Origin of the sequence: Pseudomonas sp. HAR-UPW-AIA-41 (genome assembly GCF_002304225.1) — a bacterium.
Lineage (GTDB): Bacteria > Pseudomonadota > Gammaproteobacteria > Pseudomonadales > Pseudomonadaceae > Aquipseudomonas.
This window is the reverse complement of record NZ_NSLB01000012.1, coordinates 1-11,109: the sequence shown is the minus strand read 5'-3', so window position 1 is coordinate 11,109 and position 11,109 is coordinate 1. Positions and strand designations below refer to the sequence as shown.

Annotated in this window: 12 protein-coding genes and 2 tRNA genes; 7 read left to right on the top strand and 7 right to left on the bottom strand. The window is 63.5% G+C overall.

Going from position 1 to position 11,109, the window contains the following annotated elements; genetic code table 11:
* The first annotated feature begins 1 nt into the window (after position 1).
* The 7 genes from ispE (at position 2) to CK486_RS16130 (ending at position 4,617) form a co-directional block, all read left to right on the top strand.
* On the top strand, positions 2-853 hold the full coding sequence (gene ispE, locus CK486_RS16160) for a 4-(cytidine 5'-diphospho)-2-C-methyl-D-erythritol kinase (protein WP_095941341.1): 852 nt from the start codon (positions 2-4) through the stop codon (positions 851-853).
* A 34-nt stretch (positions 854-887) separates the two neighbouring features.
* A tRNA-Gln gene (locus tag CK486_RS16155) sits at positions 888-962 on the top strand.
* Positions 963-1,053: 91 nt separating this feature from the next.
* On the top strand, positions 1,054-1,995 hold the full coding sequence (locus tag CK486_RS16150) for a ribose-phosphate pyrophosphokinase (RefSeq protein WP_095941340.1): 942 nt from the start codon (positions 1,054-1,056) through the stop codon (positions 1,993-1,995).
* A gap of 107 nt (positions 1,996-2,102) precedes the next feature.
* Positions 2,103-2,699, top strand: a complete 597-nt coding sequence (locus CK486_RS16145; RefSeq protein ID WP_095941339.1) for a 50S ribosomal protein L25/general stress protein Ctc — start codon at positions 2,103-2,105, stop codon at positions 2,697-2,699.
* A gap of 38 nt (positions 2,700-2,737) precedes the next feature.
* On the top strand, positions 2,738-3,328 hold the full coding sequence (pth, locus tag CK486_RS16140; protein ID WP_095941338.1) for an aminoacyl-tRNA hydrolase: 591 nt from the start codon (positions 2,738-2,740) through the stop codon (positions 3,326-3,328).
* A gap of 33 nt (positions 3,329-3,361) precedes the next feature.
* A complete protein-coding gene (gene ychF, locus CK486_RS16135; protein WP_095941337.1) occupies positions 3,362-4,462 on the top strand; it encodes a redox-regulated ATPase YchF in 1,101 nt (366 codons plus the stop codon).
* 78 nt (positions 4,463-4,540) lie between these two features.
* Positions 4,541-4,617 (top strand) — tRNA-Met (locus CK486_RS16130).
* A gap of 51 nt (positions 4,618-4,668) precedes the next feature.
* On the opposite strand, the gene CK486_RS16125 is transcribed toward CK486_RS16130, so the two are convergent.
* The 7 genes from CK486_RS16125 to CK486_RS16095 all read right to left on the bottom strand — a co-directional run.
* Complete coding sequence (locus CK486_RS16125; protein ID WP_095941336.1) at positions 4,669-5,667, bottom strand: isocitrate/isopropylmalate dehydrogenase family protein; 999 nt, start codon at positions 5,665-5,667, stop codon at positions 4,669-4,671.
* Positions 5,664-6,569 (bottom strand): DMT family transporter, encoded by a 906-nt coding sequence (locus tag CK486_RS16120; RefSeq protein WP_095941335.1) that lies wholly within the window; start codon positions 6,567-6,569, stop codon positions 5,664-5,666. The genes CK486_RS16125 and CK486_RS16120 overlap by 4 nt, the downstream gene beginning before the upstream one ends.
* Positions 6,569-7,213 carry a carbonate dehydratase gene (gene can / locus CK486_RS16115; RefSeq protein ID WP_095941334.1) on the bottom strand — a complete coding sequence of 215 codons (645 nt, stop codon included), beginning with the start codon at positions 7,211-7,213 and terminating at the stop codon, positions 6,569-6,571. The genes CK486_RS16120 and can overlap by 1 nt, the downstream gene beginning before the upstream one ends.
* 156 nt (positions 7,214-7,369) lie before the next feature.
* Positions 7,370-8,593, bottom strand: a complete 1,224-nt coding sequence (locus tag CK486_RS16110) for a C69 family dipeptidase (RefSeq protein ID WP_141248921.1) — start codon at positions 8,591-8,593, stop codon at positions 7,370-7,372.
* Between the two features lie 21 nt (positions 8,594-8,614).
* Complete coding sequence (locus tag CK486_RS16105; RefSeq protein WP_095941333.1) at positions 8,615-9,958, bottom strand: flavin monoamine oxidase family protein; 1,344 nt, start codon at positions 9,956-9,958, stop codon at positions 8,615-8,617.
* A gap of 115 nt (positions 9,959-10,073) precedes the next feature.
* On the bottom strand, positions 10,074-10,523 hold the full coding sequence (gene rimI / locus CK486_RS16100; RefSeq protein ID WP_095941332.1) for a ribosomal protein S18-alanine N-acetyltransferase: 450 nt from the start codon (positions 10,521-10,523) through the stop codon (positions 10,074-10,076).
* Positions 10,520-11,109: energy transducer TonB (locus CK486_RS16095; protein WP_256574449.1), on the bottom strand; the 590-nt coding region annotated here is incomplete at its 5' end. The genes rimI and CK486_RS16095, both read right to left, overlap by 4 nt.

Sequence of the window (11,109 nt, the reverse complement as noted above, 5' to 3'; positions counted from 1 at the left end):
CATGCAGCACGCCACTCTTACCCTGCCGGCCCCGGCCAAGCTCAACCTGTTCCTGCACATCACCGGACGCCGCGCCGACGGCTATCACGAGCTGCAGACCCTGTTTCAGTTTCTCGACCACGGTGACGAGCTGGGCTTTGCCCTGCGTGAAGACGGTGAAATCCACCTGCGCACGCCGATCGACGGCGTGCCACACGACAGCAACCTGATCGTCCGCGCCGCCCGCCTCCTGCAACAGGAAAGCGGCACCGCACTGGGCGCCGATATCTGGCTGGACAAGCGCCTGCCCATGGGCGGCGGCATCGGCGGCGGCAGCTCGGACGCTGCGACCACCCTGCTCGGCCTCAACCACCTGTGGCAGACGAGGCTGGATGAAGACCACCTCGCGGCCCTCGGCCTGCGTCTGGGCGCCGACGTGCCGGTGTTCGTACGCGGGCGCGCGGCCTTCGCCGAAGGTGTCGGTGAACAGCTGCAAGCGGTCGAGTTGAGCGAACCCTGGTTCCTCGTGGCCGTTCCGCAAGTCTTTGTCAGCACAGCAGAAGTTTTCTCCGCGCCCGAGTTGACACGCAATACGCCGCCCATTAAAGTTCGCAGCCTTCTTGAGGGGGGTGGTCATAACGACTGCCAACCGGTGGTTGAAGCGCGCTACCCGGAAGTCCGTAACGCGCTGATCTTGTTGAACAAATTTGTTCCAGCAAGGCTCACCGGAACTGGAGCTTGTGTGTTTGGGAGCTTCCCAAACCGGGACGATGCTGATAAAGTCGCCCGCCAACTTCCAGCCACTCTGCCAAGCTTTGTCGCTCAGGGTCGCAACATTTCGATGCTGCACCACAGGCTCAAGGAACTGGCATAAAGAAGTTGTTTGCTGTGTTCAGGTTGTACGACACAGGGGCGTCGCCAAGCGGTAAGGCAGCAGGTTTTGATCCTGCCATGCGTTGGTTCGAATCCAGCCGCCCCTGCCATATTCCAGGAAGCTGTTCAAAAATCTGCATTAGCGGCCTTTTTGAACAGCTTTTGTTTATTAGGCCCACCCTTAGCCGGCAGGTACCGTCCGTGTCCAAGATGATGGTCTTCACGGGGAATGCTAACCCCGATCTCGCGCGCCGCATCGTGCGTCAGCTGCACATTCCCCTGGGCGACTGCTCCGTAGGCAAGTTCTCCGATGGCGAAGTCAGCGCTGAAATCAACGAGAACGTGCGCGGCAAGGACGTCTTCATCATCCAGCCGACCTGTGCGCCGACCAACGACAACCTGATGGAACTGGTGGTAATGGCCGACGCCTTCCGCCGCTCCTCGGCGACGCGTATCACCGCGGTCATCCCCTACTTCGGCTATGCCCGTCAGGATCGCCGTCCGCGCTCGGCTCGGGTAGCCATCAGCGCCAAGGTCGTAGCCGACATGCTGACCGTGGTCGGCATCGACCGCGTACTGACCGTCGACCTGCACGCCGACCAGATTCAGGGCTTCTTCGATATTCCCGTGGACAACATCTACGGCTCGCCGGTACTGATCGACGATATCGAAAGCCAGCGCTTTGAGAACCTGATGATTGTCTCCCCGGACATCGGTGGCGTTGTGCGCGCCCGCGCCGTGGCCAAGTCCCTCGGTGTTGACCTGGCGATCATCGACAAGCGCCGCGAGAAGGCCAACCACTCCGAAGTGATGCACATCATCGGTGACGTTCAGGGCCGTACCTGCGTGCTGGTCGACGACATGGTCGACACCGCCGGTACCCTGTGCCACGCCGCCAAGGCTCTGAAGGAGCATGGTGCCGCACAGGTGTATGCCTACGCGACCCACCCGGTTCTGTCCGGCCGCGCCATCGAGAACATTGAAAACTCCGTGCTGGACGCACTGGTGGTGACCAACACCATCCCGCTGTCCGCCGCGGCACAAGCCTGCCCGCGCATCCGCCAACTGGATATGTCGGCGGTTGTGGCTGAAGCGGTCCGCCGCATCAGCAACGAAGAATCGATCAGTGCCATGTTCCGCTAAGGAACAGGCCTGACGAACATGGCCCCGCAGCTGCGGGGCTTTTTTGCCTGACCACTGCGAGCGCTGGTCGCAAGCACCGCAAGTGGCTGGATATTTGGAGAAGTGAAATGACTGAGTTTGCCCTGAATGCTGAAGTGCGTTCCGACCTGGGGAAAGGTGCGAGCCGCCGCCTGCGTCGTAACGCTGCAATGGTCCCGGCCGTAGTTTACGGCGGCGACAAAGAGCCGGCTTCCATCAGCCTGCTGGCCAAAGAAGTAGCCAAGCTGCTGGAAAACGAGGCTGCCTTCAGCCACGTGATCGCCCTGAACGTTGCCGGTGCTACCGAAACCGTTCTGATCAAGGCTCTGCAGCGTCACCCGGCCAAAGGCTATGTAATGCACGCTGACTTCATCCGCGTGGTTGCCGGCCAGAAGCTGACCGCCCACGTTCCGCTGCACTTCATCAACCAGGACTCCTCGGTTGGCGTGAAGCAGCAAGGCGGCGAAGTGTCCCACACCATCGTTGAAGTTGAAGTTTCCTGCCAGCCGCAAGACCTGCCGGAATTCATCAACGTCGACATGGCCAAGGTTGAAGTCGGCCAGATCGTTCACCTGTCCGACCTGACCCTGCCGAAGGGTGTTGAGCTGGTGGCCCTGGCCCACGGCAACGACCTGGCAGTTGCCAACATCCACGCTTCCCGCGTGAAGGAAGAAGGCGCCGAGTAATCACTCCGGCCCCTGCTTTCTAGAAGAGGGCTCCTGTCGTGACTGCCATTCAACTGATCGTCGGCCTGGGTAATCCGGGCCCGGAATACGACCAGACCCGGCATAACGCAGGAGCCCTTTTTGTTGAGCGCGTAGCTGCCCAGATGGGCGCCGCACTGAGCGCCGACAAAAAGTATTTCGGCCTGACCGGCAAGTTCAGCCATCAGGGCCGCGATGTTCGTCTGCTGATCCCCACCACCTACATGAACCGCAGCGGCCAGGCCGTGGCGGCACTGGCGAACTTCTTCCGGATCGCTCCGGACGCCATTCTGGTGGCCCACGACGAACTCGACATGCCTCCGGGCGTCGCCAAGCTCAAACAGGGCGGCGGACACGGCGGGCACAACGGGCTGCGCGACATCATTGCCCAGCTCGGCAACCAGAACAATTTCCATCGCCTGCGGCTTGGCATCGGCCACCCCGGGCACAGCAGCCAGGTTTCCGGCTACGTCCTCGGCCGCGCTCCGCGCAGCGAACAGGACCTGCTGGATACCAGCATCGATTTCGCCCTCGGCGTACTGCCGGATGTGCTCGCAGGCAACATGACCAAAGCGATGCAGACCCTGCACAGCCAGAAGGCCACCTCCTGATTCTTTACCGCCAGCGCGCGCGAGGGACACACCATGGGATTCAACTGCGGCATCGTCGGCCTGCCTAACGTCGGCAAGTCCACCCTGTTCAACGCCCTGACCAAGTCCGGCATTGCCGCCGAGAACTTCCCGTTCTGCACCATCGAGCCGAACAGCGGCATTGTGCCGATGCCCGACTCGCGCCTGGATACCCTGGCCGCCATCGTCAAGCCCGAGCGCGTGATCCCCACCACCATGGAGTTCGTCGACATCGCCGGCCTGGTAGCAGGCGCCTCCAAAGGTGAAGGCCTGGGTAACAAATTCCTCGCCAACATCCGCGAGACGGACGCGATTGCGCATGTCGTGCGCTGCTTCGAAGACGAAAACGTGATTCACGTGTCCAACAGCGTCGACCCCAAGCGCGACATCGAGATCATCGACCTGGAACTGATCTTCGCCGACCTCGACAGCTGCGAGAAGCAACTGCAGAAGGTCAGCCGCAACGCCAAGGGCGGCGACAAGGAAGCTCTCGCGCAGAAAGCCATCCTCGAAAAACTGATCCCCCACTTCACCGAAGGCAAGCCGGCGCGCAGCCTGATGAAGAACATGAGCAACGAAGAGAAGCTGATCATCCGCGGCTTCCACCTGCTCACCAGCAAGCCGGTGATGTACATCGCCAACGTGGCCGAAGACGGCTTCGAGAACAACCCGCACCTCGACGTGGTCAAGGCCATCGCCGAGGAAGAAGGCGCCATTGTCGTGCCGGTGTGCAACAAGATCGAAGCGGAAATCGCCGAACTCGACGACGGCGAGGAAAAGGACATGTTCCTCGAAGCCCTCGGCCTTGAAGAGCCGGGCCTGAACCGCGTGATCCGCGCCGGCTACCAGCTGCTCAATCTGCAGACCTACTTCACCGCCGGGGTCAAGGAAGTCCGCGCCTGGACCGTGCGCGTCGGCGCCACCGCCCCTCAGGCTGCAGCAGTCATCCACACCGACTTCGAGAAAGGCTTTATCCGCGCCGAAGTCATCGCCTACGACGACTTCATCCAGTACAAGGGCGAAGCCGGCGCCAAGGAAGCCGGCAAATGGCGCCTGGAAGGCAAGGAATACATCGTCAAGGATGGCGACGTGATGCACTTCCGCTTCAACGTCTAAGCGTTTGAAAGCGCGCATATTTTTTCGCAGACGGGGTTGACACTAAAAACCGATGCGAGGAAAATGCGCGCCATCGATGGCAACGTAGCTCAGTTGGTTAGAGCACGGCATTCATAATGCTGGGGTCGGTGGTTCAAGTCCACTCGTTGCTACCATATTGAAAAGGGGTTCAGCGCAAGCTGAACCCCTTTTTCTTTGCCTCGCATTTACAGGCGCTGCAACACGCCTTGGGCGATCTGCCGGGTAGTCTCCCGGCCATAGTCGATACCGCCCTCCTCCTGCAGAAAACCCTCGACAGCACTCTCCAGGCGAGCCGCCAGCTCAGGCTGCTGCCAGTGATGGCGCAGCAGTAGCCCCACGCTCAGTATCGCGGCCAGGGGGTTGGCGCGGCCGCTTCCGGCAATGTCCGGTGCGCTGCCGTGTACGGGTTCGGCCAATGCTAGACCACTGCCCCAGTTGAGCGAAGGCGCCAGACCAAGGCCGCCGCCCCAGTGGCAGGCCAGATCGGAGAGGATGTCGCCGAACAGGTTGCTGGTGACGATCAGGTCGAACGCCTCCGGCTGCTGCACCAGCTGCAGCGCTGCCACATCGACCAGGCGCTCATCCACCCGCTCACCAAGGCCTGCGGCCTGCAGCACCTCACGGCAGCTGTCACGGAACAGCCCGCAGGTCAGCGGCAGCACGTTGGCCTTGTGGACCAGAGTGATTCGTCGCGCCTGACGCTGCTGAGCCACTGCGGCCGCACACTCGGCCAGACGCGAGCTGGCGGCGCGGCTGATGACCCGCTCGGCGATGGCCACACCTTCGGATTCCCAATGCTCGCGACCGCTGTACAACCCCTCGCTGTTCTCGCGCAGGATCAGCAGATCAACCCCACTTTTTGGAGACACCAGCGGCCAGCTGCGCACCGGGCGCAGATTGACGTGCAGCCCCAATTGCTGACGCAGGGTGAGAATGGCGCTGCGATATCCTTCCACCTTGCGACTGGGCGACGAGACGGCGCCAAAGAGCCCGGCACCGCAGTCACGCATGCAGTCGAGGCTGGCTTCAGGCACCGAAACGCCGCGTTTCTGAAAGCACTCCCAGCCGGCCTCGGCCTCCACCACCCGCAAGCCGGGCAGCAGTTTCTCCAGCACCTCGACGGCTGGCGGCACCACTTCGCGGCCGATGCCATCACCCGCCATGACGCACAACGAGTAACTCATGTCGTTTGCTCCTGCACCCGCCCCGCCAGCAGCAGCCCGGCCAGAATCAGGCCACCGCCGACCCAGTGATAAAGCTGCAGCGATTCATCCAGCAGCCACCAGCCGAGCAGCGCGGTAAATACCGGCATCAGGTAATTGCTCATGGCCGTACGCGCCGCCCCCAGCTCAACCACACCCAGATTCCACAGGTGATAAGCAAGCACAGAGGCCAGAGCGGCGGTGTAGAGAATGGCCAGTGCATTGGGCAGATTGAGCTCGAAGGTCGCCCCCCGGTAAAGATCCCAGGCATACAGCGGCGTCAGCATCAGGGTACCCAGCAGCACCAGCGCCCCCAGCAGCACCAGTGGCGGCAGCTGGAAATAGCCCTGCCAGCGCCGTAACAGCAGTGAGTACAGCGCCCAGTCGAGCGTGGCCAGCAGCATCAGCAGGTCGCCCTGGGCAAAATCCAGCCCCAGCAACAGCCCGAGCTGTCCCTTGGCGATCAGATAAAGCAGCCCCAGCATGGCGACAATCAGGCCAAGCCAGGCGCGCCGGGAAGGCCACTCCCCGAGCAGCACACCCGCGCCGATAAAGGTCGCCAGCGGCAGGCAGGTACTGACCAGGGTGATATTGATCGCCGGCGTACTGAGCGCCGCCGTATAGAGAAAACAGTTGTACAGGCTGATGGCCAGCAAGGCGGCGACCCACAGTCGCCAGCCCGCACGCTGCAGGATGTGGCGTGCCTGCCACAGAGGGCGCGCGACCAGCGGCAGAATGATCATCAGGGCGATGGCCCAGCGCCAGAAGGCCAGGCTCAGCGGCGGAATGGTGCCGGAGAAGGCCCGCGCCACCAGCGCATTACCCGCCCAGATCAGGCTGGCCAACGCCAGCCCGAGCCAGGCCAGCGTGGCCCGGGACAGCATCAGGATTGTCCGAGGGGGCGCAGACGATACTGCGGCGGCAACTGATCAAGACTGCTGACGGTGACATTGAGGTTCTTCCAACGGCCGTCCTTGATGCCGTAGATACAGCCATGCACCGACAGGTCCTGCCCGCGGTGCCAGGCGTTCTGCACGATGGTGGTATGGCTGACGTTGGCCACCTGATGGATCACGTTGAGCTCGCACAGGCGATCAACGCGTTCTTCCTCGGTCTCGAACTGGGAGATGTGTTCGCGCTGCTCGTAATAGAGATCACGGATGGTGCGCAGCCAGCCATCGATCAGGCCGAACTGGGTGTCCTGCATGGCCGCCCGCACGCCACCACAGCCATAGTGACCGGTCACAAGAATGTGTTTGACCTTGAGCACATCCACCGCGTACTGGATCACCGAGAGGCAATTGAGGTCGGTGTGCAGCACCACGTTAGCCACATTGCGGTGCACGAACAGATCGCCCGGCAACAGGCCGACAATCTCGTTGGCCGGCACCCGTGCATCTGAGCAGCCGATCCACAGGTACTCGGGCAGCTGTTGCTTGGCCAGTTTTTCAAAGAACGACGGATCCTCTTCCTTGATCGCCTCCGCCCAGCGGGCGTTGTTGTCAAACAGTTGCTGCAGATCGCTCATGCTTCCTCCGTCGGATGGCCCTAGCCGTGCCCCGGCCTCGTCCTGCCAGACCGGACCGGCAGTTTACAGGGGCATACAAGGCCTGCCGAGCCTGATCTGCGGCCGGACATGGCCGCAGTAGCCCGCCCTGTTGGACAGGCCGTGACCGAGCAGAGGTCACAACCCGGCGTTGCGCCGCCACCAGCGTGACTGCTTAAGCCCCACGGCCTGCGCTTCGCCGCCCCAACGGGCATGCCAGGCGTGCGCATACTGCGGATCCAGCGCGGCAAAAGCACCGGACCACAACGCCGCCTCCACCTCATCGCGTGATCGGCGCAATGCCTGACGAAACCCGGAATCAGCCAGCGCCCGCCGGTGTACCGCCTCGAAGCGCCACCACAGGCCATCCTCGACCGGCGCATTCTCCCGCGCGATCAGAGCGCTGCCCGCCGCCGATGCAAAATCCAGTGGCTGGAAAAGACCAAGACAGGGCGCCGAGGTTGCCGTCACCGCCAGCTGCGGCGCCTCCCCCAGGCGTGCCACCAGGCTGCCCGTGGTCTGCGAGGGCCGCCAGAAACTGCCGGCATGCATGCACACCTGACGGTTGTTGTGCCGTGACCAGTGATCGCCCGCCGCACCGTGCTCACGCAAGACTGCGAACAGATCGCGCCAGCCCACGCCGTCGGCACGCCCGAGCCAGGCCTGATTGCACGCCCGGCGCCGGTGGGCACCGCCGACCCACGGCAGCAGACGGGTATCGAAGGCACGGGCGAAATGAAAGTCGCCCCGACCATCCCAGCAACCGGCGGCCCTGGCCTGCTGCGGCAGATCGGTGCTAAACAGATCGTACTCATGCCCCAGAGTCAGTGCATTGGAAATCGCCCAGCGCTCCACACGCTTGGCGGCCCACAGCTGCCCGGCGGTCTCCAGTACCCAGCACTCCTGTGGATCGGCAATGAGAAAACTGGAGTCGTAGCGAAACTGCTTGTTGCGGTAACCCGCTGCGCCTGCCTGACCAAAGCGTTCCAGATGCTCGGTGATCACCGCCAGCGCCTCACGGGCACTGGCGCCGCGCTCGAGCCCCAGGCGCAGCAGATCCATGCCCAGCAGTGCCTCGCCGTGCCGGCGGGTGAGTTTGGTAAAAACCGCTTCGTTGCCGATGGCTACCCCATGCTGGTTGACGCCCATCTCGCCGCCCCACATCCAGCTGGGCTGACTGAGCAGTACGGCATGGCGCGCCGCACGCTGCGGGATATCCAGATAGGTCGTCCGCACCCTCCGCGCCCTATCGCCGGAAACCGCCGGGTAATAGCGCCACAACTGCGGCTCGGCCGGCTCTCTGTCACTGTTCTTGGCCAGCCAGCTCACGCCATCCTGACGCAGCACCAGGGTGTCGCACATTCGCGTTACTCCCTCAGCTTCTCAGCCCCTGAGTACCTCAGCCACCGCCCGCTCGGCCGCTTCGATGGCCCCATCGAAGTAGCCCATCCAGCGTGTGGCGGTCTCTGTGCCGGCAAAATGCAGACGCCCAACCGGCTCGCGCAAACGCGCCGCACCGCCAGTCCACACTCCCGGCGCAAAGAGTGCGGCGTAACAACCGCGGGCATAGGGCTCATCGGCCCAGCACTTGTCAACGTACTCGCGCGGCGCCAGCGCCTGTTCGCCGAAGTAGCGGGCAAAGCAGTCCAGCACCACGGCGCGTCGCTCGGCCTCGGTGCAGGCCGCCCAATGGCGGGCTTCCTCGCCTTCGATAAAGCCCATCAGGATGCCGTGGGGCGAATCCGGCAAGCTGTTGTCGAAGGTCAGGCGCACCGGGCCGTGCTCGCTGGTAGCCTGCCCGGAAAGCCCCTGCTCGCGCCAGAACGGCCGCTCGTAGAGCGCCATGCACTTGATCACGCAGCCCTGTGGCTGGCGCTGCAAGAGCTGATCGCGCCAGCCTGGCAGCAGCGGTTCGATCTGCAGGCGCAGCAGCATCGTCGGCGGGATGGCGAAGATCACCCGGCGCGCACGGAAGCTGTCGGTATCGGTGAACAGCTGCACGCCTTGATCGTCCTGCAGCACACGACGGACCGCCTGCCCGCAGCGCACGGCATCGCCCAGACGCTCGGCCAGACGCAGGCTGATCAGCTGTGAACCACCGACGATGCGGTCCTGCTGGGCTCCGCCCTCGACCGCGAGGATGGTGTCGAAGTCGGTCCCGCTCTTCACGTAGAACAGCGCATGCAGCAGGGAAAACTCATGGGGACTGGCAGCAAACACGGCCCCGGCCATCAGCTCGAAGACCTTGCGCCCATGGGCGGTTTTCAGCGTGCGCCGAATCCATTCGGCGAACGTCATGCGGTCCCAGTCGCTGGCTCGCGGATGCCGCGCCGGGTCTTCCAGGGGAATCTGCCGGGACAGCCGTTCAAAGCGCAATTGCGCCTGCAGCACGTCCAGCAGCACATGGGGAGCAAAGCGTGGAATGGTACCGCGATAGGGTTTGAGCTTGCCGCCGAACAGGGTGAGGTTGTTGCCCCGGTTCCACAGCGGAAAGGTCGGCAGAGCCAACTCACGGAGCAGCGCCAGCACGCGGTCCTGGGTCGAGCCGACCCACTGGCCGCCGACCTCCACCACATCACCGGCGGCGAACTGATGATTGAGCGTACGCCCGCCGACCCGAGCATTGGCTTCCAGTACCCGCACACTGCACCCGGCCTGCTGCAGGCGCCAGGCCGCTGTCAGCCCAGAAATGCCGGCGCCGACCACCACGACATCAAGCGTTTCCATGCCCACTCCTGTTTGTTGTTATGGGGCACATCGTACGGAAGTACCACAAACACAACAAAGGCCGGAATGGTCAAATTCACCGACTAAACAGGACAGCCCGACAGGCAGTCACGGCTCAGTCCAAAAGCGTGCAGGCCATGACCAGCGCATCTTCACGGCCGTTGGCCGCCGGGTAGTAATCACGGCGCCGGCCGATCTCGTTGAAGCCGAAGCGCTCGTACAGGCGGTAGGCCGACTGGTTGCTGGCGCGCACTTCGAGGAAACACTCGCGGCCACCCTGTCGGCCAGCCTCGGCCATCAGGTGTTCGAGCAATTGCAGGCCATAGCCCTGCCCCTGACTCTGTGGGCGGACGGTGATATTGAGCAGGTGCGCCTCGTCGAGGATCAGCTGGATCACGCCATGGCCGATCTGCACGCCATCGGCGCACATCACCCAGCACTGGTAGCTGGAGAGCCCTTCCTGAAACAGCTTGCGCGTCCACGGATGGCTGAAGGCGGCCTGCTCGATGGCCACCACGGCATCGAGGTCCGCCTCGACCATGGGACGGAAAGTAACCTGGCTCATGACGTCTCCCAACGACGGCGTACCCGACACATGGCGCGCCACAGCGGGGCCTTGCGCTCGGGTTCATCCATCAGCAGCTCCAGACCCGGCAGGGCCCAGGCCGAACCGATGCCGTCGATGGACAGCTCATGCTCATAGCTGTCGGCTTCGGCTTCGCCGGCAAAACGCAACGCCGGCAAACCGATCAGCCAGATGCTGGCCGGAGCTTGCTCCTGCTCCTCAACACGGGCCATGACATAGCCCTGAACGAACTCGCGGGCGGCCTGCGGTCCCTGATCGAGATTGCCACGCGCCAGCAACGGCCAGCGCACCGGCTCACCGAGCAGCTGCGGCGCATCCGGCAAGCCGGCGGCGCGCAGCAGATCCTTGAGCAGCAGGTAGGCCGGGTCGCGGCTCTGGAAAGGTTCGCCGGTCGGCAACTCGACCAGCAGCAGGCAATTACCGGCGCGGTACAGCTGCAGGGCGAAACGCGGCACGGGCGGTTTTACCGGAGCAGGCTCAGCCACCTCCTGCGCCTCACTGACTGGCGCCACTGGCGGCTCTGCGCGCACCGGCTTGATCTGCACCGCGGCTGACTGGTCGCCGG

Coding starts and splice junctions, on each gene's coding strand:
- can (WP_095941334.1), bottom strand. CDS start 7,213: ATGAGCGATCTGCAGCAACTGTTTGACAACAACGCCCGCTGGGCGGAG.
- ispE (WP_095941341.1), top strand. CDS start 2: ATGCAGCACGCCACTCTTACCCTGCCGGCCCCGGCCAAGCTCAACCTG.
- CK486_RS16145 (WP_095941339.1), top strand. CDS start 2,103: ATGACTGAGTTTGCCCTGAATGCTGAAGTGCGTTCCGACCTGGGGAAA.
- CK486_RS16105 (WP_095941333.1), bottom strand. CDS start 9,958: ATGGAAACGCTTGATGTCGTGGTGGTCGGCGCCGGCATTTCTGGGCTG.
- CK486_RS16120 (WP_095941335.1), bottom strand. CDS start 6,569: ATGCTGTCCCGGGCCACGCTGGCCTGGCTCGGGCTGGCGTTGGCCAGC.
- CK486_RS16110 (WP_141248921.1), bottom strand. CDS start 8,593: ATGTGCGACACCCTGGTGCTGCGTCAGGATGGCGTGAGCTGGCTGGCC.
- CK486_RS16125 (WP_095941336.1), bottom strand. CDS start 5,667: ATGAGTTACTCGTTGTGCGTCATGGCGGGTGATGGCATCGGCCGCGAA.
- rimI (WP_095941332.1), bottom strand. CDS start 10,523: ATGAGCCAGGTTACTTTCCGTCCCATGGTCGAGGCGGACCTCGATGCC.
- ychF (WP_095941337.1), top strand. CDS start 3,362: ATGGGATTCAACTGCGGCATCGTCGGCCTGCCTAACGTCGGCAAGTCC.